Origin of the sequence: Glycomyces sambucus (genome assembly GCF_900102815.1) — a bacterium.
GTDB lineage: Bacteria > Actinomycetota > Actinomycetes > Mycobacteriales > Micromonosporaceae > Glycomyces > Glycomyces sambucus.
In genome coordinates this window covers 518,908-545,461 of the sequence record NZ_FNGF01000002.1, presented here as the reverse complement: position 1 = coordinate 545,461, position 26,554 = coordinate 518,908, and the positions used below count along the sequence as shown (strand labels likewise).

Below are 26,554 nucleotides of genomic sequence, written 5' to 3'. Positions count from 1 at the left end.
ACCCCCTCAGGCCCCGCCCGGCCTCCGGTGCCGCTCCTCCGCCGCCGCGCCCGCCCGCCGGAACGCCTCCAGGACCCTCGCCACCGCCAGGCGCTCGGCCCGGTCGGATCGCATGATCGCCGTGATGTGGCGCCGCGTCGGCACGTCCGCCACCTCCCGCAGCACCAGGCCCGCGCCGGTCGGGGTCGTGAACCGCGGCAGGACCGCCACGCGGCGGCTCGCCGCCACCAGCGACTCCACCAGCCGGTTGTCCCTGATCCGCTGCGAGACCCGCAGCGGCACCCCGGTCGCCCGCTCGATCGAGCCCAGGACGTGGTCGAACGGGTAGCCCTTCGGCACCCCGATCCACTCGCACTCGACCAGGTCCGCCGCTCGCACCGCCTTCCTCGCCGCGAGCGGGTGGTCCGCCGCCATCGCCACGTCCAGCGGCTCCGTCGCCAGCGGCACCGCCACGAGCCCGGCCGTCCCGGCCGGCCGCACGCCCGTGAAGCTGTGCGCCACCACGATGTCGTCGTCGGCCGCCAGCGCCGCGAACTCCACCTCCGCGAGGTCGAAATCGCTGCACCGCACTTCGATCGCACTGCCCTCCAGCTCCCGCATCACGGCAGGGAGCAGGAACGTGCCCGCGCTCGGCAGGACCGCGACCCGCACCGTGCCCGAGGGCTCTCCGCGGAACGAGTCCCAGCGCGCCTGCACCCGCGCCGTCGCGGCCGCCACCTCCGCCCCGCCCTCGGCCAGCACCCGGCCGGCCTCCGTCAGCCGCAGCCCCCGGCCCGACGGCTCCACCAGGACCATGCCGAACTCGCGCTGCGCGGCCTTCAACTGCTGCGAGACCGCCGACGGCGTCCGGTGCGAGGCCCGCGCCACATCGGTGACACTGCCGCGCAGGGCCAGCTCGCGAAGCAACTCCAGGTGGCGCACATCCATGAAGCGATGCTACACAGTGCCTTAAGCAGTTTTCATTTGTGCTTTACAGTTCCGGCGGCGATCATTGGGCCATGCCCGCTCGCCACGTACTCCTCGCCATGGCCGTCGCCGTTATGTGGGGCCTCAACTTCATCGCCATCGACGCCTCGCTCCAGCACTTCCCGCCGATGTTCCTCGTCGCCCTGCGCTTCGCGCTCATCGCGGTCCCCACGATGCTCCTCGTCAAGCGCCCCGACGTCCCGTGGCGCTGGCTCATCGGCTACGGCCTCGGCTTCGGCACCCTCCAGTTCCTGTTCCTCTACTGGGGCATGGCCTCCGGGATGCCCGCCGGCCTCGCCTCGCTCGTGCTCCAGGCGTCCGGGCCCTTCACGATGCTCCTCGGCGCCACGTTCCTGCGTGAACGCGTCACCGGCCCCCAGCTCCTCGGCGTCCTCGTCGCCGTCGGCGGGCTCGCGGTGGTCGGCTGGCAGCGCGCCGAGCACGCCAGTGTCGTCCCGTTCCTCCTCACCCTCGCCGGCGCCCTCGGCTGGGCGATCGGCAACATCTGCAACCGCCAGGCCCGCGCCGCGAACCCGCTGCACCTGACGCTGTGGATGTCCGTGGTCCCGCCGCTGCCCATGCTCGCGCTGGCCTTCGTCGTCGAAGGGCCCGCCGACATCGCGACCTCGATGACCGACTTCACCGACCCCGGCGCCCTCGGCGCGGTCCTCGGCCTGCTCTACACGGTCGTCATCGGCACGATCCTCGGTTCGGGGCTGTGGACCTGGCTCATGTCGAAGCACCCCGCGGGGGTCGTGGCGCCGTTCTCGATGCTCGTGCCCGTGACGGGCATGACCGCGGCCTGGCTCCTCCTCGGCGAGACCGTCACGGTCCCCGAGATGCTCGGCGGCGTCCTGGTCGTCGGCGGCGTGCTCCTCGGCAGCCTCATCAAGCGCCCGAAACGCCTCCCCGACCTGGTCCCGGCCCCGGTCGGCGCCCGCCTGAGGGACTGACGTCCCGGATCGCGGACATCACTTGGCCCAGTCCTAGCGGAGAAGTAGACTTTGCTGGTTGCCCACCCGCACCAGCACCATGGAGTGATCCGCCCGATGCGCCAGCTCTTCAGCTTCCCCAACCCGGTCAACGAGGTCTCCGCCCGCCTCGTCGCCGCCGGCGTCGTCCTCATGAGCCTCGCCGCCCTGGTCTTCCAGGCCGAATGGCTGGTCGTGGTGATCGCTCTCGGCTTCATCGCCCGCGTCCTCACCGGCCCGACCCTGAGCGTCCTCGGCCAGTTCGTCACCCGCGTGGTCACACCCCTGCTCCCCGCGGCCGCCAAACCCGTCCCGGGCCCGCCCAAGCGCTTCGCCCAAGGCATCGGCGTGGCCTTCTCGGCGACCTCGGCCCTGCTCCTCCTGGTCTTCGACGCCGACCTGGCAGGCTGGATCGTGCTGGGAGCCCTCGCGCTGGCCGCCACCCTCGAATCGGTCTTCGCCTACTGCCTCGGCTGCAAGATCTTCGCCCTCCTGATGAAGGCAGGACTCATCCCCGACGCCGTCTGCGAAGCCTGCGGCGACATCAGGGCCCGCACCGAAGCCAACCTCGAGAAGAAGCAGGCCGCCGCCCTCTAGCCGACGGCGGCCTTCGGGTCAGTTCTGAAGGTCGGGGTCCACCTGGGCCAGGTGCCGCTGCTTCAGGGTCACCATGAACTCGAAGCAGGCTTTGAAGTCGCTGAACCGGCCGAACTCCTCGCCGGAATTGATCCAGACGACGGTTCCGGCGTCCTTCGTGCCGGTGCGGTAGACGACGACGAGGTTGAGCCGCTGGCCCGCCGCGATCGGCATGACATCGCCGATGTCGATCCCGATGCTCTCGAGGACCTCTTCATCGTCGTACGTGCGCAGGAGCTCCTGCGCGGGGTTCCAGTTGCCGCCGCCGCGGAGCTCGGGGATGCCGAATATGCCCATCCCGAAGTAGAACGCTTCCCAGCCGTCGGCGAACAGCAGGAACTCGCGGTAGCCCGGCGGGAGCGTTTCGAGGAACTCGGATTCGTACGCGCGCAGGCTCTCTTCGGAGTTCTTGACCCGGGGCAGCGTCGACCAGTGGATCTCCGGTTCGAGTTCGAGCAGGCGGGCGTTGGTGCCGATCGCCACTCCGAGCAGTGCGGGCCAGGATTCGTTCGTGCTCATCGCAGGTCTCCTCACAGCGTCGGGTCGAGACGAGAGTACCAATCAGGGTGCAGGTTGAACGGCTGCACGCCGACCGGGCCGGGCTTGGGCTTCCAGCCCTCCGGATAGAGGCCGGACTGGGATCCGAAGGTGCCGTTGATGGAGCTGTCGTGACGGCCCCACCCGCCGGCCGGGTCGGGGTTCCCGGTCCAGGTCGTGTCCGGAAGGTGGGCCGCGACCTTGTCCCCGTAGGGCCCTTGACCGTCTTCGGGGTTGTTGCGCTCGGCCTCGGCCGCCTGCTCCTTGCGGTATTCGAGATCGGGATCCTTCGTGGTGGCGACGCGCCCGGTGGGCGAGAGCTCGTTGTTGTAGTACGCGTCGTTCGCGGCGTTCACGTACTCCTCGGCCTGCCGGAGCTGCTCGGGCGAGACCTTGTCCATCTTCTTCGGCGGGTTGAACCAGACCGGGCCCTCGTTCGGGCGGGGATCCTCTTCCGCCCGGCGCTCGCGCTTCTCGCGGGGTCCGTGACTGCGGTCGCCCGCGGGGATGTCCTCCCTGCGGGGCGGGCCCTGGACGCGGGCGTCGGCGATGCGGGTCCTGGTCTCGGCCGCGTCGGCGCTGTGGCTCCGACCTGGGAGGCCGCTGCTGCGGCGGTGGGTGGTGTCGGTGTCCGTGTCGGTCCTGGGGGTGTCGACGTCGGGTGAGTTGCGGCGCGCGTGGAGCCCGAGGAGGCCGAAGAGGACCGGGATGAGGGCGGCGCGGAGGAGGAAGTTCTTCATCAGGGGTACCTCATCCGAACAGGAGGTCGCGGAGGGCGGTGATAGAGTCGATGAGGCCGGTGATCCAGCCGAAGATCTTGCCGACCCATTCGGTGATCTTGATGACCGCCTTGGGGATGACCCAGGCGGCGCCGATGCCCACGGTGAACGCCACCTCGGCGGCCCAGGCGATCAGCGACCCGATGCACTCGGCCACGAACTCGCGCACGAACTCGCGGACCATACTGACAAGCTGCCCTGCGCCGCGGGTCGCGGTTCCCAGCGAGAGCGCAGTGCCGCCGATGCAGTCGAGCACGTCGACGTTCGCACCGCCTTTGCCCCGGTAAGCGTCGGCTGCGGTGCCCGTCCAGGTGGCGACATCGGTGAGGGTCGTTTCGAGCTGCGCGGCCATCGCGAAGCACTCGTTGGCGACGTTGTCCCACGTCATCGCGTGCGCTTCGACGAGTGTGGGATTCCCGGCGAGCATGTCGAGGGCTTCCTTCAGGGGCTCGACGTGCTCGATGAGCCAACCGACGCCTGCCGAGGCGAGGGTGCCGATCGGGTCGAGGACGGCGCCGACGGTCTCCAGCGCGACGCCGAGCCCGGCGACGGAGGCGTCGATCCAGGAACCGGAGTCGATGGCCATGGCGAGTCCCGCGTAGGACTCGACGATGCCGGCGCCCGCGAACGCGGCGCCGGGTTGCGGGACGGAGCTCTCCGTCGCTACGAGATCGCTCATGGGGCGTTCAGATCCCCTCTTCGATGGAGCGGTAGCTGGAGGCGACGGCCTCGTCGAGGCTGTCGTAGTCGTCGGCGGTGGTGCGGACGGCGTCGGCCAGGAGCTGGAGGTTCTCCTGCGCCATCGTGGTGAGCTCCTTCTGCTCCTCCTGCCGGTTGGCCAGGATCGGGGGCAGGAACTGGCAGATGATGCCGTACGCCTCGTCGTCCTGCGCGATGGTGTCGATCGCGGAGAGGACCGCGTCGAAACGCTCGCGCACCGAGTCGATGTTGGAGGCGTGCGAACGCAGGTCGTCCGTCACGACCTCGAACTGGTCGCTCACTGCAGCTCCTCCTCAGGGGGCTCGGGGAAGCGCATCTTGATGCTGTCGACCAGGGCCTTGGCGGTGGGGGATCCCGGGTCGAGGCGGGCCTCGACTGCGGCTCTGGCGTTCTCGAGGAGAGCCTGGCCGGCGTTCTGGTACGCCTCCATGAACTGGCGCTCGGCGTGGCGCAGCTGCATGCGCTGGAGGTCGGGGGCGAACTGGACGCCGATGACCGCGCCGGAGGAGTTGAGCTTGACGGCGACGACGCCGTTGGCGTCCATGCCGACCGCGGTGAGCTCCTGGACGGCCTCTGAGGCCGCGATGGCGTCGGCGGCGCGCTGTTCGGCGCGTTCCTTCCAGCTCGCGAGGGCCGCTCGGGCGTCCTCGGGGCCGGCGATGTTCGCGAAGGGGTTGCTGTTGTCCACTGTCGCTCCGTTCCGTTTGAAGGCCAACGAATACCGTCAGTCCGGCGGTGGCTACCTCACGGAATATAGGCGTTGTTCACCTACTGCGGGGTACGGAAATGGGGCGCGGTGGAATCACTGCGACACAACGGGTCTAGTGGTGCCAGTGAGGTGGATTGTTTGGCACGAATTCGGGATATAGACGAGTTTGCCCGGCGCGGCTAGGTGGACGGGAGGTGGCGCGCGACGATCGCCTCCGCGTGCTTAGTCGGGACCGCGCCGTAGTTCAGGCCACGGTCGGGGCCGAGGCGGGTCGCGCAGAAGGCGTCGGCGATCTCGTTGGGGGAGTGGCGGACCAGGAGCGCGGCTTGGAGCGCGAGGCCGAGGTCCTCGGTGAGCCGTCTGGCCTCCGGCTGATCCACTCCGGCAGTGAGGGTGCGCTCGACGTTCGCCAGGTGCGCTGCCAGGCGCGGGTCTGCCTCGGCGGCCGGTGCCACCTCGGCGAGGAACGCCTCGGCCGTCTCCGGTGCGGTCTTCAACGCGCGCAGCACGTCGAGCGCGATGACGTTGCCCGAGCCCTCCCAGATGGACAGGAGCGGCTGCTCCCGGTAGCGCCTGGCGAGGGGCGCCTCCTCGATGTAGCCGTTGCCGCCCAGGCATTCGAGGGCTTCGGCCGCGTGGCCCGGGCCGCGCTTGCAGACCCAGTACTTCGCCACGGCGGTGGCGAGGCGGCGGAAGGGGCCCTCGCCGGGGGCGTCGTACGCGGAGGCGAGGCGCATCATGACCGCGGTGGCCGCCTCGGACTCGATGGCGAGGTCGGCGAGGACCTGGGTCATGAGGGGCTGGTCGATCAGGCGCCGACCGAACGCGCTGCGGTGCGCCGCATGCCAGGTCGCCTCGGCCACCGACTGGCGCATCCCGGCGGCGGTGGCGATGACGCAGTCGAGGCGGGTGTGGTTGACCATCTCGATGATGACGGCGACGCCGCGCCCCTCCTCGCCGACGAGGTGCGCGACGGCGTCGTGGAGTTCGATCTCGGCGGAGGCGTTCGAGCGGTTGCCGAGCTTGTCCTTCAAGCGCTGCAAGCGGATCGCGTTCAGGGTCCCGTCGGGCAGGACGCGGGGCAGGAGGAAGCACGAGAGTCCGCCGGGCGCCTGCGCGAGCACGAGGAAGGCGTCGTTCATCGGCGCCGAGCAGAACCACTTGTGCCCGCGCAGCGTGTACAGGCCGTCGGCGGCGGGCGTCGCGGTGGTGGTGTTGGCGCGGACGTCGGAGCCGCCCTGCTTCTCGGTCATCGCCATGCCGATGAGGACGCCGGCCTTGTCGGCGGCCGGGCGCAGCCCGAAGTCGTACGTAAGCGAGGTAATCCGGGGTTCCCACTCGGCCGCGAGCGCGGGTTCGGCGCGCAGGGCCGGGACGGCCGCGTAGGTCATCGAGACCGGGCAGCAGTGCCCGGGTTCGACCTGCGCGAGCAGCGACATGAGGACGGCCCGCGCGGCGTGTGCGCCGGGTTTCGCCGCGGCCCATGGCATCGCGTGGGCGCCGTACTCGACTGCCAGGCCCATGAAGCGGTGCCAGGACGGGTGGAAGTCGACCTCGTCGGCGCGGTTGCCGTACCGGTCGTGAGTGCGCAGCACCGGCGGGTACCTGTGCGCCTCCTCGGCCCACCGCGCGGCCTCTGCCGTACCGAGGACGCCGCCGAGCCGCCGGGCGTCCGCCTCGATCCAGTCGGCGCCCGCCCACGAGGCGGCCTCCCGCAAGGGTGCGTTGGCGTCCCAGAGGTTCAGGTCCGCCAGGGGCGGCGGCTGGTTGGCGACGACGTGGGTCTCGGTCATGACGCTCCCCGGGCTCGGCAGATCCCACATCGTAGTACGCGGAGGTGCGGCCGGACCAGCGTCCGGCCGCACCCGGTGCCCTAGGGGCCGAACGGTCCGGCCGCGGGGGTGCGGTCGCCGCCCGAGAGGCCGGTGATCCCCGGGAAGTCCAGGTTCGGGCAGCTCAGGCCCTTCTCCGGCTTGGTCCGGTGCACGAAGTAGTCGTTGACCGCGTCGTCCACGCAGGACGAGAAGCCGCCGTAGACCGTGTGCCAGTAGCCCTCGTAGGTGATGAGGCTGCCGTCGGCCTGGTCGGCGGCCGTCTCGGTCCACTCGTAGACCGTCGCGTAGTCGTGCTCGTTGCCGATGAACACCATCTCCGCTGCGCTGCGCGGGATGTCGAGCTCGTCGCGCTCGTTGGTGTGGTCGATCCCCGAACCGAGGCAGGTGAGCGCGTGCTGGTTGTACATCGACCACTCGACGTTGGGGAAGTCCTCGCTCAACCTGCCGAGCAGGCTTTCGAACTCGTCGTAGTCGGCGATGTCGAAGCCCCAGTCCTGGCACCAGGCCGGGTAGTACAGGTGCTCCCAGAGGACCGGCTCCTCCTGGTACGACTGCACTCCCGCCAACTGCTCGCCGTCGCGCATCGCGTCGAGCGCGAGGGCGAAGTCGGGCCACGCCTGCGGGAGGTTGGCCAGGAACGTGTACCCGGCCGACAGTGCGTAGAAGTCCAGCGGCGTGCCGTCGTACGGGTCGACCAGTTCGCCCGCCCGCGCGGCCGCCTTGAGGTCCGCGTACACGGCCTCCACATCGGAGCCGTGCAGCGCGCACTCGGGCGCCGTCTCGCACCAGGCCGCGAACGCGAGGAAGTTCTCCTCCACGGGCGCGGTCTCGGACCGCAGGAAGTCCCATGTGGACTCCAGGCTGTGGTCCATGTTGCCGTCCAGGACCATCGTGCGGAAGTTGCGCGGGTACTCCTCGGCGTACTGCTGCCCCATGATGGTGCCGTACGAGTACCCGAGGTAGTTGAGCTTGCCCTCGCCGAGCGCGCGGCGGATGCGCTCCATGTCCTCGACGGTGTCGAGGTTGGAGACGTTGTCGAACAGGCGCCCGGTGTGCTCGCGGCAGTCCTCGGTCAGGGCCGCGTTCGCGGCTTCGAGCGCCGCGAAGCCCGCCTGGTCGGTCGGGACGGGGAGCGCGGCGGCCTCCAGGGCCTCCTCGCTGCACAGCACCTGGGTGGAGGTGTTGACGCCGCGCGGGTCGAAGCCGACGATGTCGAAGCGCTCGGCGGTCTCGCCGGTGAGCGGGCTGCCGTTGATGATCGAGCCGACGCCCGAGCCGCCGGGGCCGCCCGGGTCCATGAGGATGGTGCCGATGCGCTCGTCGGGGTTCGTCGCCTCGCGCTTGGCGAGGCCGATCTCGATGGTGCCGCGCCAGGGCCGCGAGTAGTCGAGCGGGACGTCGATCGTCGCGCACTCGACGGGCTCGGCCGGGTCGACCTCGGGGCAGGGGCCCCAGTCGATGCCGCGGGGGTGCGCCGCGGCGGCGAGCGGAGTCACGGCGAGCGCGGTGAGCGTGAGCGCGGCGGCCGATGCGGCCGCCGCGAGGGTGCGGGTGAGTGGTCTCAAGCCGGAATTCCTTCCAGTCCAGAGGGGTGCGATTTCCGATCCGCGCCGATGTGCGCGGTTCCTCTCAGGATTGTAAGGAACGTTCCTATTTGCCGGGGGTCTCAGGCGATGTCCCTTTGTTCCATCGCATGACGCTGCGTCACTGCCGTCCCGGTGGTGCTCACGCGCCCTCCCGGCGTGCCCTTCGACACCGCGGGCCCGCGGGCCGGCTTCGGACACGCCCCCACGTACCGGTCGCATTCGCCGCTCGCCGGGGCCGTGTGCTACGGTTCGGGCATGTCCGCCGTCCGCTGGTATCAGCGCTTTACGCAGGCTCCGGGTGGAGCCCGCGGTCACCTGCGCTGACCTGACGGACACCCGGAGCCATGCGGCAGAGACATCCGTCTCTGCCGTTCGTCGTTGAGGCGGGCCGGCACCGGGCTGAACACCGAGTGGATTCCCACCCGCCTCTGCAATCCAGAGGAGACTCCCGCTCGATGAGCACGCCTTCCGCCCGCGCCGCCGACCACCGGGCCGCCAGCGACCGGGCCCTGCCCGGCGACGCCCCGCAGACCAGCGACCTCCGCGTCCGCGGCTTCCAGCCGCTGGTCGCCCCGGCCGTCCTGCGCGCCGAACTGCCGCTCGGCCCCGACCGCGCCGCCCTCGTCGCCCGGAGCCGCGCCGCCGTCAACGACGTCCTCGCGGGCGACGACGACCGGCTCCTCCTCGTCGTCGGCCCCTGCTCGGTCCACGACCCCGCCGCCGCCAACGACTACGCGCGGCGCCTCGCCGCCGCGGCCGCCCCGCTCGCCGACGACCTCCTCGTGGTCATGCGCGTCTACTTCGAGAAGCCCCGCACCACCGTCGGCTGGAAGGGCCTCATCAACGACCCGCACCTGAACGGCACCCACGACATCGAACTCGGCCTGCGCCTGGCCCGCCGGGTCCTCCTCGACGTCCTCGACACCGGCCTGCCCGTCGGCTGCGAGTTCCTCGAACCGCTCAGCCCCCAGCACATCGCCGACGCCGTCTCGTGGGGAGCCATCGGCGCCCGCACCACCGAGAGCCAGGTCCACCGCCAGCTCGCCTCGGGCCTGTCGATGCCGATCGGCTTCAAGAACTCCACCGACGGCGACCTCGGCGGCGCCATCGACGGCTGCCGCTCGGCCGCCGGGGAGCACACCTTCTTCGGCGTCGACGAGGACGGCCGCGCCTCCATCGTCTCCACCAGCGGCAACCCCGACTGCCACATCATCCTGCGCGGCGGCCGCGGCGGCCCGAACTACGGCCCCGCCGACGTGCGCGACGCGCTGGCGCTCCTGGCCAAGCACGACATGCCCGAACGCCTCGTCGTGGACGCCAGCCACGCCAACTCCGGCAAGGACCACGTCCGCCAGGCCGAGGTCGTGCGCGAGCTGGGCGACCGCATCGCCATGGGCGAGCGCGGCATCGCGGGCCTCATGATCGAGAGCTTCATCGAGCCGGGCCGCCAGGAGCCCGCCCCGCTCGACACGCTCGTCTACGGCCAGAGCGTCACCGACGCCTGCGTCGGCTGGGACGAGACCGAGCGCCTGCTGGGCGAGCTCGCCGCCGCCGTCCGCACCGGCCGCGCCCGCCGGGCCTGAGACCGCCGGCGCTCGGGGCCCGCCGACACCACCGCGGTGTCCGCGGGCCCCGTTCCGCGGATTGTGGACGTTTGCGGCTGGTTCGGGCCGGATACCTTCGTAGGCATGCGCATCGCGGTACCCCTCCTCGTCCTGCTCCTGGCACTCGCCGGATGCACCGGCCCTGACACCACCGTCACGCTCGACGCCGAGACCGTGACGGTCACGGTCGGCGAGACCCTGCGGGTCGACCTCGGCGAGGTCAACGACTCGGTGGGGGACAACTGGTTCCTCGTCGACGGCGCCGACACCGGCGTGCTCGCCGACGCCGGCTCCGAGACCGAGGGCGACACGAGCTGCGAAGGCGACGGCTGCGGCGGGATCCTCTACTGGGACTTCGAGGCCACCGCCGCCGGAGCGACCACGCTTCAGTTCCAGTACTGCTTCCGCACCGGCCTCGACGACTGCGTGGGCGACGCCGACGGCAACCCGCCCGCCGACCCGGTCGCACTCGCGGTCACCGTCACCGACTGACGTCCCGGCCGACCACCCGAGGACCCGCTCAGCGCGGCGGGTACTGGCCCGGCTGCTGCCACTGCCCGGGCGGGGGCTGCTGCTGCGGGTAGGGACCGGGCTGGGGGTTGCCCTGCTGCGGGTACGGCGCCTGCTGGGGGTACGCGCCGGGCGGCGGGTACTGGCCGGGCTGCTGCGGGTACGGCTGCTGGGGGTAGCCGGGCTGCGGGTGGTGCATCGCGGGGGCCGCCTGGCGGCCGCGGCTGATCTGCACGATCGTGTACACGCCGAAGCCCGCCATGCCGATCGCGACGGCGAAGAGGATGAAACCGGTGGTGCGGTTGCTGCTGCGCTGCTCCTCAACGGTGCGGTCGGTCGACGCGCCGTCGTCGTAGGTGGTGCAGATGTCGCCGTCGGTCATCGTCTGGCCGCCGCAGTCCACCTCGTCCGAGGTGGTCATCGTGATGCCGCCGTAGAACATGAACGGGGCCATGATGAGCGCGATGATGCCGTAGAACTTGGTCCTGCCGGACACGGATGCTCCTTGTAGCGGATGGGCGGGGTCGAAGAGGCGACCATATACGCCCGGCGCAACCGCCCGTCCGCGACTTTATTCTAGTAGTAGAATACTGGCATGGAAGCAGCCCTCACCGACGCCGAGCTGACGGTCCTCGGCCTCATCGCCGAGGCCCCGCGCCACGGCTACGAGCTCGAGCGGGTCATCGAGGAGCGCGGCGTGCGCAACTGGACCGCCCTCGGGTTCTCCTCGATCTACTACGTCATCGACAAGCTCGCCAAGCGCGGCCTCGTCGCGCCCGAGGGCCCCCGCGGCGGCGCCAAGTCCCGCGTCACCTACGGCGCCACCGCCGCGGGCCGCGACCTCCTCGCCGCCGCCACCCGCGCCGCCCTCGCCGAGCCCGCGCCCGTGCGCGCCCGCGTCCTCGTCGCCATGGCCAACAGCCCCGTCCTCCCCGACTCCGAGATCGCCGCCGGACTCGCCGAACGCCATGCGGCCCTGGCACAGCGCCTCGCCGAACTCCGCGGGACCCGCGCCTCCCAGGAACCCCTGCCGACCCCCGCCCGCGCCGTCTTCGACTACAGCGAAGCCATGCTCGCCGCCGAGATCGCCTGGGCCGCCGACGCACTCGCCACCTACCAGAAGGAGACCGCCATGGAGAAGTACGACGTCAAGCAGGCCCGCAAGGACCTCTACGCCCCCAAGGCGAAGGACTTCAGCCGCGTCGACGTGCCCGAACTGCGCTACCTCGCCGTCGACGGCCACGGCGACCCGAACGCGAGCACCGCCTACACCGAGGCCGTCGAAGCCCTCTACGGCACCGCCTACGCCCTCAAGTTCGCGAGCAAGGCCGAGGGCCGCGACTTCACCGTGGGCCCGCTCGAAGGGCTCTGGCGCGCCGCGGACCCCGCGTCGTTCGTGGAGCGCCGCAAGGGGGAGTGGGACTGGACGATGCTCATCAGCCTCCCCGAGTGGATCACCGACGCCCAGGTCCGGGCCGCCGTCGCCAAGGCCGCCGCGAAGAAGGACAACCCCGCGCTGGCGCACCTCCGCGTCCTCGCCCTCACCGAGGGCCCCAGTGTCCAGATCCTCCACATCGGACCATACGACGACGAGGGTCCGGTCCTCGCGCGCCTGCACGACGAGTACCTGCCCGCCAACGGCCTGACCTTCAACGGCGACCACCACGAGATCTACCTGGGCGACCCCCGCCGCACCGATCCGGCGAAGCTCAAGACCGTCCTGCGCCAGCCGGTCAAGCCCGCCTGAGTCACGCCTGCTGGAACACCACCGCCGCGCCGTGGGCGGCCGCGGCCGGGACGAACGGCCTGCCGTCCGCGGTGCGGCGCAGATGCACGCCACGTGATCGCAGATGGTCCACTGTGGTCTCCAGGTCCCGCACCGCGATCCCGTACGCCGCCAGGCCCGGCACGTGGCGCGGTGCGGACCCTGGCAGGCGCTCGGCCGCGTCGCGCGCGGTGGTGAGCACCAGCCGCGACGCGCCGAGGTCGAACACCGAGGCCGACCCCTCGGACTCGGGCGTGCGGTCGAGGTACCGCGAGTACCGCTCGATCGTGGAGCGGCGCCGGTCGTCGTCCACGCACATGAGGACTTCGGCCACGCCGACCGCGCCGTTGGGGTGGTCGAGGCCGGTCTGGGCGTCCAGCAGTGCGGCCGGCGCGTCCTCGGCCGCGCCCACGCGGCCCTCGGCGACCATGCCGAACGCGGCCGAGGCCGCGTCGTGGACCTCCAGGAACCTGACGCCGGCGAGCCGCACCCCGTCGGCGGTCGTGATCGGCCGCTGCGCGCCGAGCGCCCCGCTGGTCCGCACCCCGACCGACGCCATCCGCTCGGCCGTCTCGGCCGCGTCGCGCGTGGTGAAGACCAGGATGTGCGCGCCCTCGCCGTTCCCGAGCCGCCGCGCCAGGCCCCCGAGCGTCTGCTTGAGGACCGCCCTGGTCGCGGCCAGCCGCTCGTCGGGCACCGACAGCGGCACCAGCGTCGCCGACTCCGGCAGCCGCGCGGGGTCCTTGGGCGCGAACGCGAGCACTTCGATGAAGCTGCGCGGGAAGTCCGCGTGCGAGTTCCCCGCCCCGACCGGCTCGGGCGCCTCCCCGGGCTTGGGCGGCAGGGCCGGGTACGCGGGCGCGTGGAGCCGGAACCCCAGATGCCGGAAGGTCTCCAGGGCCACCTCCATGTCGCGGACCACGAGGCCGATGTGGTGGATGCCGGTGATGTCCGCCGTCATGTCGTGCGCCTCTCGTTCATGGTGGGGCCGTTCGCGGCCGCGTCGGCCGCAGGGCCGTACGCGGTGCGCCGGAACGCCGCCGCGAGCCCGGTGAAGGCCGCGGCGACCCGCGGCGCGGCCTCGCGGTAGCGGTCGAACGCGGGCTCGCGGACCGGCTCGAACGCGCGCCGGACCACCGCCGCCAGCCGGTCCGCGCGGTACTCGGGGTCCATGCCCTGCCGGAACGGCGCCGAGGCGAAGAACCCGAACGCCACCGCCTCCAGCCCGTACTCCACATCGGCCGGGTCCTGTCCCGCCCGCAGCAGCCGGTGGGACTCCAAGGCCGCCAAGTACTCCCGGGTCGCGGCCGCCTTTGCCGCTGCCACCGCCTCCCGGGCCGGATGCCGCGCCAGCGCGTCGAGGTCGCCCGCCTCCGCGCCGAAGACGAGCCCGAGCACCGGCCGCCGCACCGCTTCGAGGAAGTGCCGCCGCAGGTACCGGTGCGGCGCGGCCTCCACCGGATCGGCGGTCACGGCCGCGGCGACCCCCTGGTACATCGCCGCCGCCTCCCGCGCGCCCACGGCCAGCAGCAGGTGGTCGCGGCTCGCCCAGTGCAGGTACACCGTGCCCTTGCCGACCCCGGCCCGCGCGGCGACCTCCTCGATCCTGATCCGGCGCGACCGCGCCTCCAGGAGCAGGGCCGACGCGGCGTCGAGCAGCGCGTCCGCGCGCCGCTCCAGGTCCGCCCGCTGGGACATCGCCATGACCACCTCCTCGACTCGTGACCAGAATACATTTCCGGTCACGAGTCGAGGAGGCGGACCGGCCTCAGGTCACCTCGGTCCTGTAGACCTTGAAGCCGCGCTTCTTGTAGTTCCCGAGCGCCACGGGGGAGTCGTCGGTGCACGTGTGCCCCCACATCCGCTGCGGCGCTTGCAGTTCCGGCCAGCGCTCGGCGAGCGTCCACGCCCGCGCGATGCCCTCCGACAGCAGGTGCCCGCCGATGCCGCGCCCGATGAACCCCGGCAGCAGCCCGAAGTACGCGAGCTCGACCTCCCCGGGATTCGTCCCGTCGAGTTCGGCGAAGCCCGCGGGCGTCCCGCGCACGTACCCCACCCAGGTCTCGACCCCGGGCCGCTCCAGGTACTCGCGCCACTGCTCGTCGGTCCAGGGATTCCGGTCGGTCCAGTTCCACTCGCTCCCGACGGCCGTGTAGAGGAACTTGCTGAACGCGGGACTGGGGATCTCCGCCCGCACCAGGTCGACCGGCTCGGCCGGGGCGCCCGCCGCGGCCAGCTCGCCGCGGTCGCGCATTTCGAAGTACCAGGTGGTCAATGTCATGCGTTTCCTTTCTCGCGGTGGCCGGATGGTCTCACATGCGAGGATTCGGAACCATGACCGCCCTCCCCACCGACCTCCTGGCCTGGTCCGCGCTGGCGCTCGGGGCGCTGCTCGTCGGCTTCGCCAAGGCCGGGATCAGCGGCACCTCGTCGATCGCGATCGTCCTGTTCGCCGCCGTTATGCCCGCGAAGGAGTCGACCGGGGCGATGCTCCTGTGCCTCATCCTCGGCGACCTGTTCGCGATCCGGTACTACTCGCGGCACGTCGAGTGGCGCATCCTCGCGCGCCTCGCCCCCTGGACGGTCCTCGGCGTCCTCGCCGGCGCCCTGGTCCTCGACGCCGTGGACGACGGCGTGGTGCGCCCGCTCATCGGCGTGATCCTCCTGGCGCTCCTGATCCTGCAACTGGTCATGAAGTACGCGCGCCGCGGCCGGGACGAGGCCCCGGACCTGCCGCCGCTGCTGCGCCACGGCGCCTCGGCCGCGACCGGCACCGCCGCGGGCGCGGCCACGATGCTCGCGAACGCGGCCGGGCCGATCATGGTCCTGTACCTGTTCCTGTCGGGCTTCTCGAAGCTCCAGTTCCTGGGGACGATGGCCTGGTTCTTCCTGGCGGTCAACCTGTTCAAGGTCCCGTTCAGCGTGGGCCTGGGCATCATCGACTGGTCGACGGTGCTGCTGGCGCTGTGCCTGCTGCCCGCGGTGGCGGTCGGCGCGCTGGCGGGGAAGGCCGTGGTGAAGCGGGTCGAGCAGCGCCAGTTCGAGATCGCGACGCTCGCGATGACGGCGGTCGGCGCGGCCCTGCTCATCGCGGCCTGACGCGAGCGTCCCGGCGGAACGGGTCCGGCGCGGCGGCGCGCGCTGCCGTGCACCCGGGCCTACGTGCGGTCGAGCTCCTTGGCGTGCGCCACGTCGTGCTCGCGCGTGGGGGTCTCGGAGACGAGCGGGACGCCCTTGAGGAGCGGCGCGGCGGCGACGGCCGCGAGCCCTTCGTCGCCGAGGATGCCTTCGCCGAGGGTCTCGTGGCGGTCGCGCCGCGAGCCCATGGGGTCCTTGCTGTCGTTGTAGTGGACGAGGCCGACCCGTCCGGCGCCGATGGCGGCGTCGAGCGCCTTGAGCGACGCGTTGAGCTTCCGGCGGTCGGCGAGCGCCTCGCCCGCGGCGTGGAGGTGGCACGTGTCGAGGCACAGCCCGACCTCGGGGATGCCGACCGCGTCGATGTACTCGGCGGTGCTCTCGAAGGTCCACGCCATCGCGTTCGCCGCGCCCGCGGTCGGTTCGACCAGCAGCCGCAGCGAGTCGGGAGCGTCCTCCAGCACGGCGCCGAAGGTCCCGGCGAGGCGGCCGAGGGCCGCCTCGCGGTCGCCGTCGATGGAGGAGCCGGCGTGGACCACCACGCCCGCGGCCCCCACCTTCGCGGAGGCGGCGAGTGCCGCGCGCAGGTGCTCGACGGAGCGCTTGACGGCGTCGGGATCGGGCGAGGCGAGGTTGATGAGGTAGCTCGCGTGGACGTAGACGGGCCACTTGCGGGCCGCGCACTCCTCGCGGAATCGCTCGGCCGCTTCGTCATCGACCTTGGGGAGGGCCCACCCGCGCGGGGAGCCCAGGAAGATCTGGAGCACTTCGGCACCGATCGCCTCGGCTTCGGCGACACCGGTCTTGACCAGCCCGCCGCCGACCGGCACGTGCGCGCCGATCGCCCGTTTCCGCCTCGCCCCCACGGTGGCCCCTCTCGCCGCGCCCGCCGTCCCGCGGCCGCGCCACAGCCTACCGCTTCGGCGAGGCCGCCGAGGCGGCGTTCGGGCCGTTCACGCGGTCGGCACCGCGACCGCCGCGCCGACCGAGGAGCCTCGGCCGTGGTCGCTGCGAGCCTCAGGACGCGGCGCCTCCGTCGCTCACTCCTCGATCGCGCCGCCCACGGCGCGCAGGTGCTGCCGGAACGTGGTCCCCTCGCGCTCGCGGGCCTCCAGGTACTCCCCGAACCGGACCTGGTCGCGCAGGCTCGTGCCCAGGCGCATCCGGGCCGCCTGGCGCCGTTCGGTGTCGCGGATCGCGGCGGCGGCCGCGGCGATCTCGGCGGCGTGCGCGAGCGGGGCGAACAGGACCCCGTCGTCGTCGCCGAGCACGAAGTCCTCGCCCGTGACCTCGTGGAGCCCGACCCGGGCCGCCGCCAGCGCCTCGGGCTCCTGCGGGTCGAGCCGCACCGGCCCCAGCGGGGTCGCGCCCGTGCTGAAGACCGGCAGGCCGATCTCGCGCAGGTCCGCGGTGTCGCGGTGCAGGCCCCACACCGCGACACCGGCGATCCCGGCCTGGCGCGCCTCCAGGACGACCAGGTCGCCCACGCACGCCTCGTCCTCGCGCCCGCCGTTGTCGACCACGAGCACGTCGCCGGGCTCGGCGCGGGTCAGGGCCTCCAGGAACACGTCGACCGAGCCGTAGTGCCGGGCCGGCAGGACGCGCCCGGCGATGCGGGCGCCGCTCCACAGGGGCCGGAGCGCCGCGGGCGCGGCCCGCGGCGGCAGTCCGAGCCGCACGAGCGCGTCGGCGGCGTGGGCCGTGGTGAGACCCGCGTACAGGCGCTGGAGTTCGAGCGCGTCGATCATGAATCCTCCTCGGCGGCCGGCTCGCGCGCCTCCCGTGCGGGGCGCGGCGGCCGGGCGACCGAGGTTAGCGCGCGGCCCTCAGCGCCAGACGACGCGGAGGCCGTCGCGGTGGCCGAGTCGTTCGAGGTGCACGGCGAGGGCGTCGCGCAGGTTGCACAGGGCCGCGCCGTCGTACGCGATCACCATGAGGGACAGGGATTCGGGGCCGAAGTTGAGCAGGCCCTCCCCGATCCCGAAGTCGAGCCGGTAGCCGCCGGGCAGCGGCTCGACGGGGACCTTGCGGCCCAGGAGCTCCGCCAGCAGGTCGGCGTAGTTCGCCGATCTGGGGGTCGCGACCTCGGCCGTGGAGACCAGCAGGGCCCCCTGGTCGTCGCGGATGGCTGTCGTCTCGATCATCCGTTCCCCTCCGAGAACTGCCGCTTCATTGCCTCGAACCCTTCGCCGCGGGGGTACAACCGCAGGTTAACCACTGCGGCACCCATTTGTCAATGACGACAACAAATCCCGGTCGGCGCCGGTTGACAGGGATGTTATCGATAAATATATTAGTATCAATGTGACCGTGCACATACTCCAGTTAGGAGCATCCTATGCCGTCCTCGCCGCTGAGCCGACGCAGGCTCTTCCAGGTCGCCGGCGCCGCCGCCGTCGCGACCGCCGTGGCCGCACCCGGTACCGCCCACGGCGCCGTCGCGCCCGTCCGCACCGACATCGGCAACCTCGCACAGCCCTTCGCGCTCGGCCGCGTCAGGCTCAGCAGCGGCCGCTGGCTCGACAACCAGAACCGCACCCTCTCATACCTGCGCGACGTCGACGTCAACCGGCTCCTCTACAACTTCCGCGCCAACCACCGCCTCTCGACCGGCGGCGCCGCCGCGCTCGGCGGCTGGGAGGCCCCGGACTTCCCCTTCCGCACCCACTCCCAGGGCCACTTCCTCACCGCCTGGTCCCAGGCGTGGGCCGTCCTCGGCGACACCACGTGCCGCGACAAGGCCAACACCATGGTCGCCGAACTCGCCAAGTGCCAGAACAACAACGGCACCGCCGGCTTCGCCGCGGGCTACCTCTGCGGCTTCCCCGAGTCCGACTTCACCGCCCTGGAGAACGGCACCCTCTCCAACGGCAACGTCCCCTACTACGCCCTCCACAAGACCCTCGCCGGACTTCTCGACACCTGGCGCCTGAACGAGAACGCCCAGGCGCGCGACGTGCTCCTCGCCCTCGCCGGCTGGGTCGACACCCGCACCGCCCGCCTCTCCTCGACCCAGATGCAGAACGTGCTCCGCACCGAGTTCGGCGGCATGAACGCCGTCCTCGCCGACCTCTACCAGCAGACCGGCACCGCGCGCTGGCTCGCCGCCGCCCAGCGCTTCGACCACGCCGCCGTCTTCGACCCGCTCGCGAACGGCACCGACGCCCTCAACGGCCTGCACGCGAACACGCAGGTGCCCAAGGCGATCGGCGCCGCCCGCGAGTACAAGGCCACCGGCACCGCCCGGTACCGGAACATCGCCGACAACTTCTGGAGCATCGTCACCGGCGCCCACACCTACGTGATCGGCGGCAACTCCGAGGCCGAGCACTTCCGGCCCGCGAACGCCATCGCGTCCTACCTGGACACCGACACGTGCGAGGGCTGCAACTCCTACAACATGCTCAAGCTCACCCGCGAGCTGTGGCAGCTCGACCCCGAGGACGCCGCCTACTTCGACTTCTACGAGCGCGCCCTCCTCAACCACCTCATCGGCTGGCAGGACCCCGGCAGCGCCCACGGGCACATCACCTACTTCACGCCCCTGAACCCGGGCGGGCGCCGCGGCGTCGGCCCTGCCTGGGGCGGCGGCACCTGGTCCACCGACTACAGCTCTTTCTGGTGCTGCCAGGGCACCGGCATCGAGACGTTCACCAAGCTCATGGACTCGGTGTACTTCTACTCCGGCACCACGCTGTTCGTGAACCTGTACACGCCCTCGACCCTCACCTGGTCCGAGCGCGGCATCACGGTCGCCCAGTCCACGACCTACCCGGTCGGCGACACGACCACCCTCACCGTCACCGGCAGCGCCTCCGGTTCGTGGACGATGCGGCTGCGCATCCCCGCGTGGACCCAGGGGGCCACCGTGAGCGTCAACGGCACCGCCCAGAGCATCGACACCACTCCCGGCACCTACGCCACCCTGACCCGCAACTGGGCCTCCGGCGACACCGTCACCCTCCGGCTCCCGATGCGCCTGGTCGTGGAGCCCGCCAACGATAACGACGGGGTCGGCGCCGCCGTCTTCGGCCCCACGGTCCTGTCCGGGAACTACGGCTCCACGACCCTGAGCGCCCTCCCGATCCTGGAGACCGAGTCGATCCAGCGCACCAGCACCTCCTCGCTCGCGTTCACCGCGACCGCCAACGGCGCCAACGTGAACCTCGGCCCGTTCTACGACGCCCACGGCCACAACTACACCGTCTACTGGAACACCGGCGGCGGCAGCACCGACACGCCGGCCTACAAGCTCTACAACGCCAACTCGAACCTCGTCCTCGGCGTCCAGGACATGTCCACCGCCGACGGCGGCCTCGCCCTCCAGTGGAACGACACCGGCACCGCCGACCACTACTGGGAGCTCCTGGTCTCCGGCAGCGCGCTCAAACTCCGCAACCGCAACAGCGGCAAGGTTCTCGGGGTGCAGAACATGTCCACCGCCGACAACGCCCCGGCCCTCCAGTGGGCCGACAACGGCACCGCCGACCACCTGTGGACCCCGGTCGACCAGGGGGACGGCACCCACAAGCTCCGCAACTCCAACAGCGCCAAGCTCCTCGGCATCTCCGGGGGAGCGACCACCGCCGGGGCCCAGGCGGTCCAGGCGCCCGACGACGGCACCGCCGACAACCGCTGGCGCTTCGTCCCCGCCGGCGCCCGCCGCATCCAGAACGTCAACAGCGGCATGGTCATCGGCATCCAGAACATGTCCACCGCGAACGGCGGCCTCGCCCTCCAGTGGGGCGACACCGGGACCGCCGACCACCTGTGGACCGCCGTCCTCGACACCGGCGGCTACTTCAAGCTGCGCAACGCCAACAGCGCCAAGGTCCTCGGCGTCGAGAACGGCGCGAACGCCAACGGCGCCCGTGCGATGCAGTGGGACGACAACGGCACGAGCGACCACCGCTGGCGCCTGCGCTGGGGGAGCGGCAACGCCTTCCGCATCCAGTGCGGCAACGGCGGCCGGGTCCTCGGCGTCTCCGGCGCCTCCACCGCCCAAGGCGCCCAGATCGTCCTGTGGGACGACAACGGCACCACCGACCACCTGTGGAGGTTCATCTAGAGCCGGACCCGCGGACCGGGGCGGCGAGAGCCATTCCGGTCCGCGGGCCGCATCCTCGATGGACCGACTCGAATCCGGTGTGGACTTTCGGTCATTACCGTTGAGTTGCAAGGTCATACGTTCGGAGGATTGCCGTGCGTGGCCGGTCTGCAACAGACTGCTCGAGAACATTGCATCGATGATGTTCGATAGTTTCTTGCAGAGGAGCACTATGCGAACGAATCTTCTCCGGCGCGCTCTCGTCGCCTTCATCGCCGCACTCGCCCTGAGCTTCGGGTCGGTGATGGCGGCCTCCCCGGCGCAGGCCGCCTGGGGGGCCCAAATCCCGGTCAGCATCATGGTCACCGGCAACGGGCAGCAGCTCGGCTACGCCACCGGCTGGGTCCAGTTCGACACCGGCGGCACCACCTTCCAGTACTCGATCACGGTGTGCCGCCAGTCGAGCTACACGCTGCCCACCCTCACGGTCGCCGTGAACTCGACCGGCTCGAACCCGAACGGCACGGTCGTCGCCACCCACTACATGTCCTCGCCCGGCCCCAACATCGCCGCCCCCTGCTACCAGGGAAGCCAGAACTTCACGGGCACGCAGACCTACTCGGGCCTGTCGAACGTCTACTTCAAGGTCGCGGGCAACACCTTCGTCAACGGCAACAACTTCACGGTGTTCACCCAGGACCGCCTGGTCTCCAAACAGTACTGAGCCAGGTCGGCGGGCCGGGGCGCGATCGAGGCGCCCCGGCCCGCCGAGTCCCAGACCGCGAAGGTCTGCCGGCCGATGGCGACGTGCGCGACTCAGCGGTGAGCGGTCGCCGCCGCCAGGCGCTCGGCGAAGAACGCGACGATGGCGTCGCGTGCCGGGCGCGCCGCCGGCACCAGCCCCGGGGTGCTCACGAACCCGTGGGTCGCTCTGGGGTACACCGTGATCCGCGCTTCGGACCCGTCCTCCATCAGGCGCTCCACGTACCGGCGCCCGTGGTCGAGCGCCGCGTCGAGCCCGCCGACCACGACCAGCGCGGGCGGCGCGTCGGCGAGGCTCGCGAACTTCACGGGGGAGTAGGCGAGGGCGTCGACCCCGGCCGGGACCGCCAGTTCCGCGCACTTGCGGAAGCGCGCCACCGACAGGCCCGGGTTGCCGCCGTTCCGTGCCATCGAGGGGTACTCCGTGGCCGATCCCGTCCAGTCGGTGCCCGGGTAGACCAGCACCTGCGCTCGCACGCGCGGGCCCTCCTCGCGCGAGCGCAGCGCCAGCAGCGCCGCGATCGTGCCGCCCGCGCTCTCGCCGAAGACCGCGATCCGCTCGGGGTCGATGCCCCAGCCGAACGGGTCCTGCGCGAGCGCTTCGAGCGCGTCGACGCCGTCCTCGACCGGCGCGGGCAGCGGGTGCTCAGGGGCGAGCCGGTAGTCGACGCCGACCACGACCGCGCCGAGTGCGGCCGACATGCCGCTGTTCACCCAGTCGTTCTGCTCCGGCGAGCCGCCGATGAAGCCGCCGCCGTGGAACGACATGACCAGCGGCCGCGGGCCCTCCGCCCGCTCGGGCAGGAACGCGCGCAGGCGCAGGCGCCTGCCCGGCAGGTCGAGGCGGCGCTCCTCGGCCCGGGCGCCGGGGTCGGGCCGCTTGGTGACGAACCGCAGCAGGGGCGAGGCCAGGAGTTTCTCGGCCTTCGCGCGCATCGCGACGATCCCGGCGGTGTCGATCGAGTCCCAGTCGGTCGCGTCCTTGACCAGCAGGCGGACGCCGAGGTGGGGTTTCTCGGACATGGCTTCCTCCAGTTCCCTAATACGCTACTCAAAGTAGCGTAATCTCAGGATAGCCTGTCCGGGTGCAGGGAACAAACTCCTCTTCGGCAGGGCGTCCGCGCTCGGACCTCAACGCGGTCGTCTTCGCGGCCACGCGCAGGACGGTCGACGAACTCGGCTACGCGGGCGCCACCATGGACCGCATCGCGGCCGCGGCCGGGACCGCCAAGACCACGCTCTACCGGCGCTGGCCCTCCAAGGGCGCGCTCATCATCGACTGCCTGCTCGACGCCTTCAGTCCGATGCCGGAACTCACCGAGGACCGCCCGGCCTCGCTCGCGGGCGCGATCCGCTGGCTCGCGGGCAAGATCGGCGAGCCGGGTGTGGGCGCTGCCTTCGCAGGAGTCTTCAGCGACGCGGTCAACGACCCGGCGCTCCGCGAGCTGCTGAGCACCAGGTTCCAGGCGCCCTACCTGGAGCTGCTGCGGGACTACCTCGGCGAGTCCGAGCAGCGCATCCTGCTCTTCATCGACGTCATCACCGGCACCCTGCTGCACCGCATGGGCATGACCGGCCGGCCGATGGAGGACGAGGACGTCGAGCTCATGATCGACATGGTGCTCAGGACCTTCGGGGACTGAGGCGATGCGGGAGCACGACTCAAACCGGTGACGCCGCCTGGACCAGTCGCGGCAGGACCTCGCCGATCGGTTGGCGCAGAACGGCGCTGGCGTCCTCGTCGTACGGGGTCGGCTCGGCGTTGAGGACGACCAATCGGGTGCCGTGCGCTATCGCGTAGTCGCACAGGCCCGCCGCCGGGTAGACGCCGAGGGAGGTGCCGATGGCCACGAACAGGTCCGCGCCGCGTGTCGCCGCGACCGCCGCCTCGATGACCTCCGGCAGGAGCTCCTGTCCGAAGGAGATGGTCGCCGACTTCAGGATGCCGCCGCACTCGAGGCAAGCCGGATCCTCCTCGCCCGCTTCGATCCTCGGCAGTGTCCCCGGCATCGGGTTCTGGTCGCCGCAGTCGAGGCACACGACCTCCCGCGCGGTTCCGTGCAGCTCCACGACCAGTTCGGGCGACGAGCCAGCGGCCTGGTGCAGGCCGTCGATGTTCTGGGTGAGGACCGCGCGCAGGCGTCCGGTGCGCTCGTAGTCTGCAAGCGCGCGGTGCCCCGCGTTCGGCTCCGCGGTCCACACCGGGCTCGCGAGTCGCGCCTGCCACGCCTGCTTCCGCACCTCGGGGTCGGCGAGGTAGTTCTGGTACGTGAACATGAACTGGGCCGCCGGGTTCTTCGTCCACACCCCCTGCGGCCCGCGGAAGTCCGGGATGCCGGACTCGGTGGAGATCCCGGCGCCGGTGAGGACCACGACGGCCTCGGCCTCGGCGAACCACCGGGCCACCTCGGATACAGAAGACTCGCTCACCTGACGGAACGTACCCCAAGTCCGACCCGGACGCCGGACCTGGGCGGCGGCAGCCGGGCCCTGGGGCGAGACTGGGGCGATGGAATACGTCGCCAGAGTGCCGGGGCCGCCGCTCGACCGGTACATCGACGACCTGTACTGCCTGACCGGCACCCCGCGCCACCGGCGCATGGACGTGCCGCCGATGCCCTCGGGCCACCTGTTCCTCAACCTCGGCGATCCCGTCGTGCTGCGCGACTCCGACCCCGCGACGGCGCCCGAGGCGATGGCCGACGGCTGGTTCATGGGCGTGTGGACCAGGCGTTTCACCGTCGAGTACCCGTCCGCGGTGCGGGTGGTCGGCGTCCACTTCAAGCCCTGGGGCCTCTCGCCGTTCATCGGCGCGCCCGCGAGCGAACTGCGCGACCGCTGGGCGCCGGTCGACGACCTCTGGCAACGGTCCGTCGACACCATCCGCAACCGGGTAGGCGAGACCGACTGTGCCGCAACGGCACTGCAAGCTCTTGAGGAGGAACTGCTCGCGCGCCTCGCCGCACCCACACGCAGTCTCGGCCTGGTCAGATACGCCGCACGCCACCTGGAGGCCGTCCACGGCGCGGTCCCGATCGCCGCCCTCGCCGAGGCCACGGGCGTGAGCGGGAAGCACCTGATCGACCAGTTCCGGTTCCATGTCGGCGTCACCCCCAAGCGCGTGGCCCGGATCTACCGGTTCTCGCGGCTGATCCTCTCGGTCGACGCGCGGCGCCCCGTCGACTGGTCGGCGCTCGCGCACCGCGCCGGGTACTTCGACCAGGCCCACTTCGGCAAGGAGTTCAAGGCGTTCACCGGCCGCACCCCCTCCGAGTTCCTGGACCTGCGCCGCCGGCTGCCCGCCGAGCCGGACTTCCCGCCCGACGCCGGGCCGATGCCCGCCGGTTAATTTCCTACAAGACCCGCCGTCCCGCGCCCGCTACCTTCGGTCCGCACGGATACGAGCAGCGAGGAGCGAACCGTGGGCGCAGTGATCATGCACAACGTGATGTCGGTGGACGGCTTCATCGCCGACGACGAGGACGGCGTCGGGCCGCTCCACGACTGGTACTTCAACGGGGACACGCCCCTCACCGAGACCGACGACCCCGACTACGACCACTCCGAGGGCGCCGGCGGGTTCCGGCTCTCCAAGACCTCCGCCGAGTACGTGCGGCCGCTGTGGAACTCGATCGGCGTGATCGTCATGGGCCGCCACTTCTTCGACCTCATGAACGGCTGGGACGGGCACCCGCCCACCGGGGACCACGTCGTGGTCGTCTCCCACCGGCCCAAACCCGAAGGCTGGCACCCGGAGGCGTCCTACCACTTCGTGGACGACCCCATCGCGGCGGTCGCCAAGGCCCGGGAACTCGCGGGGGACCGGATCGTGAGCGTGGCCGCCGGGGAGGTCGGCGCGCAGATCCTCGCCGCCGGACTCGTGGACGAGGTCGCGATCGACGTAGTCCCGGTGGTCTTCGGCTCGGGCAAGCGCTACTTCGGCAGCATCGGCGGCATGCACCGCCTCGGCGAACCCCACGTCGTCGTCCAAGGCGAAGGCGTGCTCCACCTGCGGTTCCGGATGCGCCCCTAGCGCAGCCGCGGGACCGGCGGCCCGAGCGGCGCGATAAGCCGTTGCGGGGCCGCCGGTCCGGTGGTTGACTGCGGCGCATGATCGATGAGGACCGACTGCGCACCAGCCTCGGCGAGCACTGGGGGATCGGTCATGCCCGGATCGAGCCGCACCACGGCGGCATGAACTCCGGGACCTGGTTCGTCACCGCCGACTCGCGCCGGCGGGTCGCCAAGGCCGTCGACCCGGACGCGATCCTCGACTTCACCGGCGGCCTCGCCACCGCGGCATTCCTCGACCGGCCCGACCTGCCGACCGGCGCCCCCGAACCCAGCCGCGACGGCCGCCTCGCCGTCGAAGTGGACGGCCTCCTGCTCGCACTCCTCGCCTGGGTCCCGGGCGAGGGGATCACCACCGGCGGCCCCGCCGAGCAGCGCGTCATCGGCACCACCCTCGCCCGCGCCCACGCGGTCCTCGGCGCCGCCGACCTCCCCTCCGCCGACACCTTCCACTGGGTCGACCCGGCGGCGCCGCACCTCGACGTGCGCGACTGGATCCGCCCCGCCGTCACCGCCGCGCTCGGCACCCTCGATAGCCTCGACCCCGCCACGCTGACCTGGGGACCCCTCCACACCGACCCCGCGCCCGAAGCGTTCCGGCTCGACCCCGGCACCGGTGTCTGCGGGCTCATCGACTGGTCCACCTCCATGCGCGGCCCCTACCTGTACGACCTCGCCTCGGCGGCCATGTACTTCGGCGGCCCCGCCAACGCCGGCCCGCTCATCGACGCCTACCTCGCCGAAGGCGTGCTCACCCGCGGCGAGGCCGAGCGCGGCCTGCCGACGCTGCTGCGCTTCCGGTGGGCCGTGCAGGCCGACTACTTCGCGCGGCGCATCGCGGCCGACGACCTCACCGGCATCGCCGACCGCGACGGGAACGAGCAGGGACTCGAACACGCGCGGCTGGCCCTCGGCGGCTGA

The 26,554-nt window shown here is 71.7% G+C and carries 29 protein-coding genes; 12 read left to right on the top strand and 17 right to left on the bottom strand.

Annotated features, from left to right (window positions below; translation table 11 throughout):
- Positions 1–6: 6 nt before the first annotated feature.
- A complete protein-coding gene (locus BLS99_RS07705; protein WP_091046339.1) occupies positions 7–927 on the bottom strand; it encodes a LysR family transcriptional regulator in 921 nt (306 codons plus the stop codon).
- A 71-nt stretch (positions 928–998) separates the two neighbouring features.
- Between BLS99_RS07705 and BLS99_RS07700 the strand changes: the two genes are divergently transcribed.
- Both BLS99_RS07700 and BLS99_RS07695 read left to right on the top strand, forming a co-directional pair.
- Positions 999–1,919: an EamA family transporter gene (locus tag BLS99_RS07700; protein ID WP_091046336.1), complete on the top strand. Its 921-nt coding sequence runs from the start codon at positions 999–1,001 to the stop codon at positions 1,917–1,919.
- A 96-nt stretch (positions 1,920–2,015) separates the two neighbouring features.
- Positions 2,016–2,534, top strand: a complete 519-nt coding sequence (locus BLS99_RS07695) for a DUF4395 domain-containing protein (protein WP_091046334.1) — start codon at positions 2,016–2,018, stop codon at positions 2,532–2,534.
- Between the two features lie 18 nt (positions 2,535–2,552).
- Here the strand turns inward: BLS99_RS07695 and BLS99_RS07690 are convergent, their stop codons facing one another.
- The 7 genes from BLS99_RS07690 to BLS99_RS07660 form a co-directional block, all read right to left on the bottom strand.
- On the bottom strand, positions 2,553–3,092 hold the full coding sequence (locus tag BLS99_RS07690; RefSeq protein WP_091046331.1) for an SMI1/KNR4 family protein: 540 nt from the start codon (positions 3,090–3,092) through the stop codon (positions 2,553–2,555).
- An 11-nt stretch (positions 3,093–3,103) separates the two neighbouring features.
- The gene (locus tag BLS99_RS07685) at positions 3,104–3,850 is read right to left on the bottom strand and encodes a hypothetical protein (RefSeq protein WP_091046328.1); all 747 of its coding nucleotides are present in this window, start codon (positions 3,848–3,850) and stop codon (positions 3,104–3,106) included.
- A gap of 10 nt (positions 3,851–3,860) precedes the next feature.
- Positions 3,861–4,568 (bottom strand): hypothetical protein, encoded by a 708-nt coding sequence (locus tag BLS99_RS07680; RefSeq protein ID WP_091046324.1) that lies wholly within the window; start codon positions 4,566–4,568, stop codon positions 3,861–3,863.
- 7 nt (positions 4,569–4,575) lie between these two features.
- Positions 4,576–4,890 carry a type VII secretion target gene (locus tag BLS99_RS07675; RefSeq protein ID WP_091046321.1) on the bottom strand — a complete coding sequence of 105 codons (315 nt, stop codon included), beginning with the start codon at positions 4,888–4,890 and terminating at the stop codon, positions 4,576–4,578.
- A complete protein-coding gene (locus BLS99_RS07670; protein WP_091046318.1) occupies positions 4,887–5,297 on the bottom strand; it encodes a hypothetical protein in 411 nt (136 codons plus the stop codon). The genes BLS99_RS07675 and BLS99_RS07670 overlap by 4 nt, the downstream gene beginning before the upstream one ends.
- Positions 5,298–5,497: 200 nt before the next feature.
- Complete coding sequence (locus BLS99_RS07665; RefSeq protein WP_091046314.1) at positions 5,498–7,111, bottom strand: acyl-CoA dehydrogenase family protein; 1,614 nt, start codon at positions 7,109–7,111, stop codon at positions 5,498–5,500.
- A gap of 80 nt (positions 7,112–7,191) precedes the next feature.
- On the bottom strand, positions 7,192–8,718 hold the full coding sequence (locus BLS99_RS07660; protein WP_176953249.1) for an alpha/beta fold hydrolase: 1,527 nt from the start codon (positions 8,716–8,718) through the stop codon (positions 7,192–7,194).
- Positions 8,719–9,194: 476 nt separating this feature from the next.
- Here BLS99_RS07660 and BLS99_RS07655 point away from each other — a divergent pair, with 476 nt between their 5' ends.
- Both BLS99_RS07655 and BLS99_RS07650 read left to right on the top strand, forming a co-directional pair.
- Positions 9,195–10,322: a 3-deoxy-7-phosphoheptulonate synthase gene (locus BLS99_RS07655; RefSeq protein ID WP_091046308.1), complete on the top strand. Its 1,128-nt coding sequence runs from the start codon at positions 9,195–9,197 to the stop codon at positions 10,320–10,322.
- A gap of 105 nt (positions 10,323–10,427) precedes the next feature.
- Positions 10,428–10,835 carry a protease inhibitor I42 family protein gene (locus BLS99_RS07650; protein WP_091046304.1) on the top strand — a complete coding sequence of 136 codons (408 nt, stop codon included), beginning with the start codon at positions 10,428–10,430 and terminating at the stop codon, positions 10,833–10,835.
- A gap of 28 nt (positions 10,836–10,863) precedes the next feature.
- Here the strand turns inward: BLS99_RS07650 and BLS99_RS26100 are convergent, their stop codons facing one another.
- On the bottom strand, positions 10,864–11,349 hold the full coding sequence (locus tag BLS99_RS26100) for a hypothetical protein (protein ID WP_176953248.1): 486 nt from the start codon (positions 11,347–11,349) through the stop codon (positions 10,864–10,866).
- A 99-nt stretch (positions 11,350–11,448) separates the two neighbouring features.
- Between BLS99_RS26100 and BLS99_RS07640 the strand changes: the two genes are divergently transcribed.
- Entirely contained in the window at positions 11,449–12,600 is a 1,152-nt protein-coding gene (locus BLS99_RS07640) for a GyrI-like domain-containing protein (protein WP_091046301.1), read from the top strand.
- 1 nt (position 12,601) lies between these two features.
- On the opposite strand, the gene BLS99_RS07635 is transcribed toward BLS99_RS07640, so the two are convergent.
- The 3 genes from BLS99_RS07635 to BLS99_RS07625 all read right to left on the bottom strand — a co-directional run bounded on the left by BLS99_RS07635 (position 12,602) and on the right by BLS99_RS07625 (position 14,899).
- On the bottom strand, positions 12,602–13,579 hold the full coding sequence (locus BLS99_RS07635) for a VOC family protein (RefSeq protein ID WP_091046298.1): 978 nt from the start codon (positions 13,577–13,579) through the stop codon (positions 12,602–12,604).
- Complete coding sequence (locus tag BLS99_RS07630) at positions 13,576–14,322, bottom strand: TetR/AcrR family transcriptional regulator (RefSeq protein ID WP_091046294.1); 747 nt, start codon at positions 14,320–14,322, stop codon at positions 13,576–13,578. The genes BLS99_RS07635 and BLS99_RS07630 overlap by 4 nt, the downstream gene beginning before the upstream one ends.
- Positions 14,323–14,386: 64 nt before the next feature.
- Entirely contained in the window at positions 14,387–14,899 is a 513-nt protein-coding gene (locus BLS99_RS07625; RefSeq protein WP_091046292.1) for a GNAT family N-acetyltransferase, read from the bottom strand.
- A 53-nt stretch (positions 14,900–14,952) separates the two neighbouring features.
- Here BLS99_RS07625 and BLS99_RS07620 point away from each other — a divergent pair, with 53 nt between their 5' ends.
- Positions 14,953–15,717, top strand: coding sequence for a sulfite exporter TauE/SafE family protein (locus BLS99_RS07620; protein WP_091046289.1), 765 nt, complete (start codon positions 14,953–14,955; stop codon positions 15,715–15,717).
- A gap of 59 nt (positions 15,718–15,776) precedes the next feature.
- On the opposite strand, the gene BLS99_RS07615 is transcribed toward BLS99_RS07620, so the two are convergent.
- The 3 genes from BLS99_RS07615 to BLS99_RS07605 all read right to left on the bottom strand — a co-directional run bounded on the left by BLS99_RS07615 (position 15,777) and on the right by BLS99_RS07605 (position 17,897).
- Positions 15,777–16,619: a deoxyribonuclease IV gene (locus BLS99_RS07615; RefSeq protein ID WP_176953247.1), complete on the bottom strand. Its 843-nt coding sequence runs from the start codon at positions 16,617–16,619 to the stop codon at positions 15,777–15,779.
- Positions 16,620–16,793: 174 nt separating this feature from the next.
- Complete coding sequence (locus BLS99_RS07610) at positions 16,794–17,498, bottom strand: RraA family protein (RefSeq protein ID WP_091047811.1); 705 nt, start codon at positions 17,496–17,498, stop codon at positions 16,794–16,796.
- Between the two features lie 81 nt (positions 17,499–17,579).
- On the bottom strand, positions 17,580–17,897 hold the full coding sequence (locus BLS99_RS07605) for a DUF2218 domain-containing protein (protein ID WP_091046283.1): 318 nt from the start codon (positions 17,895–17,897) through the stop codon (positions 17,580–17,582).
- 194 nt (positions 17,898–18,091) lie between these two features.
- Here BLS99_RS07605 and BLS99_RS07600 point away from each other — a divergent pair, with 194 nt between their 5' ends.
- Positions 18,092–20,821, top strand: a complete 2,730-nt coding sequence (locus BLS99_RS07600; RefSeq protein WP_091046280.1) for a beta-L-arabinofuranosidase domain-containing protein — start codon at positions 18,092–18,094, stop codon at positions 20,819–20,821.
- A gap of 211 nt (positions 20,822–21,032) precedes the next feature.
- Positions 21,033–21,524: a hypothetical protein gene (locus BLS99_RS07595; RefSeq protein WP_091046274.1), complete on the top strand. Its 492-nt coding sequence runs from the start codon at positions 21,033–21,035 to the stop codon at positions 21,522–21,524.
- 92 nt (positions 21,525–21,616) lie between these two features.
- Here BLS99_RS07595 and BLS99_RS07590 read toward each other — a convergent pair whose 3' ends face one another.
- Positions 21,617–22,585 (bottom strand): alpha/beta hydrolase, encoded by a 969-nt coding sequence (locus BLS99_RS07590; RefSeq protein ID WP_091046271.1) that lies wholly within the window; start codon positions 22,583–22,585, stop codon positions 21,617–21,619.
- Positions 22,586–22,647: 62 nt separating this feature from the next.
- Between BLS99_RS07590 and BLS99_RS07585 the strand changes: the two genes are divergently transcribed.
- A complete protein-coding gene (locus tag BLS99_RS07585; protein WP_091046269.1) occupies positions 22,648–23,205 on the top strand; it encodes a TetR-like C-terminal domain-containing protein in 558 nt (185 codons plus the stop codon).
- Positions 23,206–23,224: 19 nt separating this feature from the next.
- Here the strand turns inward: BLS99_RS07585 and BLS99_RS07580 are convergent, their stop codons facing one another.
- Positions 23,225–23,992, bottom strand: a complete 768-nt coding sequence (locus BLS99_RS07580; RefSeq protein ID WP_245712182.1) for an SIR2 family NAD-dependent protein deacylase — start codon at positions 23,990–23,992, stop codon at positions 23,225–23,227.
- 79 nt (positions 23,993–24,071) lie between these two features.
- Between BLS99_RS07580 and BLS99_RS07575 the strand changes: the two genes are divergently transcribed.
- The 3 genes from BLS99_RS07575 to BLS99_RS07565 all read left to right on the top strand — a co-directional run bounded on the left by BLS99_RS07575 (position 24,072) and on the right by BLS99_RS07565 (position 26,554).
- Positions 24,072–24,911, top strand: coding sequence for a helix-turn-helix domain-containing protein (locus BLS99_RS07575; RefSeq protein ID WP_091046263.1), 840 nt, complete (start codon positions 24,072–24,074; stop codon positions 24,909–24,911).
- Positions 24,912–24,983: 72 nt separating this feature from the next.
- Positions 24,984–25,595 (top strand): dihydrofolate reductase family protein, encoded by a 612-nt coding sequence (locus BLS99_RS07570; protein WP_091046260.1) that lies wholly within the window; start codon positions 24,984–24,986, stop codon positions 25,593–25,595.
- Between the two features lie 77 nt (positions 25,596–25,672).
- Positions 25,673–26,554, top strand: coding sequence for a phosphotransferase enzyme family protein (locus BLS99_RS07565; RefSeq protein WP_091046256.1), 882 nt, complete (start codon positions 25,673–25,675; stop codon positions 26,552–26,554).

Excerpts from the sequence above, each read along its gene's own strand:
- BLS99_RS07690 (WP_091046331.1), bottom strand. The coding sequence starts at position 3,092 with ATGAGCACGAACGAATCCTGGCCCGCACTGCTCGGAGTGGCGATCGGC.
- BLS99_RS07565 (WP_091046256.1), top strand. The coding sequence starts at position 25,673 with ATGATCGATGAGGACCGACTGCGCACCAGCCTCGGCGAGCACTGGGGG.
- BLS99_RS07620 (WP_091046289.1), top strand. The coding sequence starts at position 14,953 with ATGACCGCCCTCCCCACCGACCTCCTGGCCTGGTCCGCGCTGGCGCTC.
- BLS99_RS07605 (WP_091046283.1), bottom strand. The coding sequence starts at position 17,897 with ATGATCGAGACGACAGCCATCCGCGACGACCAGGGGGCCCTGCTGGTC.
- BLS99_RS07665 (WP_091046314.1), bottom strand. The coding sequence starts at position 7,111 with ATGACCGAGACCCACGTCGTCGCCAACCAGCCGCCGCCCCTGGCGGAC.
- BLS99_RS07625 (WP_091046292.1), bottom strand. The coding sequence starts at position 14,899 with ATGACATTGACCACCTGGTACTTCGAAATGCGCGACCGCGGCGAGCTG.
- BLS99_RS07700 (WP_091046336.1), top strand. The coding sequence starts at position 999 with ATGCCCGCTCGCCACGTACTCCTCGCCATGGCCGTCGCCGTTATGTGG.
- BLS99_RS07685 (WP_091046328.1), bottom strand. The coding sequence starts at position 3,850 with ATGAAGAACTTCCTCCTCCGCGCCGCCCTCATCCCGGTCCTCTTCGGC.
- BLS99_RS07575 (WP_091046263.1), top strand. The coding sequence starts at position 24,072 with ATGGAATACGTCGCCAGAGTGCCGGGGCCGCCGCTCGACCGGTACATC.
- BLS99_RS07630 (WP_091046294.1), bottom strand. The coding sequence starts at position 14,322 with ATGGCGATGTCCCAGCGGGCGGACCTGGAGCGGCGCGCGGACGCGCTG.
- BLS99_RS07650 (WP_091046304.1), top strand. The coding sequence starts at position 10,428 with ATGCGCATCGCGGTACCCCTCCTCGTCCTGCTCCTGGCACTCGCCGGA.
- BLS99_RS07635 (WP_091046298.1), bottom strand. The coding sequence starts at position 13,579 with ATGACGGCGGACATCACCGGCATCCACCACATCGGCCTCGTGGTCCGC.
- BLS99_RS07640 (WP_091046301.1), top strand. The coding sequence starts at position 11,449 with ATGGAAGCAGCCCTCACCGACGCCGAGCTGACGGTCCTCGGCCTCATC.
- BLS99_RS07600 (WP_091046280.1), top strand. The coding sequence starts at position 18,092 with ATGCCGTCCTCGCCGCTGAGCCGACGCAGGCTCTTCCAGGTCGCCGGC.
- BLS99_RS07705 (WP_091046339.1), bottom strand. The coding sequence starts at position 927 with ATGGATGTGCGCCACCTGGAGTTGCTTCGCGAGCTGGCCCTGCGCGGC.
- BLS99_RS07595 (WP_091046274.1), top strand. The coding sequence starts at position 21,033 with ATGCGAACGAATCTTCTCCGGCGCGCTCTCGTCGCCTTCATCGCCGCA.
- BLS99_RS07590 (WP_091046271.1), bottom strand. The coding sequence starts at position 22,585 with ATGTCCGAGAAACCCCACCTCGGCGTCCGCCTGCTGGTCAAGGACGCG.
- BLS99_RS07655 (WP_091046308.1), top strand. The coding sequence starts at position 9,195 with ATGAGCACGCCTTCCGCCCGCGCCGCCGACCACCGGGCCGCCAGCGAC.
- BLS99_RS07680 (WP_091046324.1), bottom strand. The coding sequence starts at position 4,568 with ATGAGCGATCTCGTAGCGACGGAGAGCTCCGTCCCGCAACCCGGCGCC.
- BLS99_RS07695 (WP_091046334.1), top strand. The coding sequence starts at position 2,016 with ATGCGCCAGCTCTTCAGCTTCCCCAACCCGGTCAACGAGGTCTCCGCC.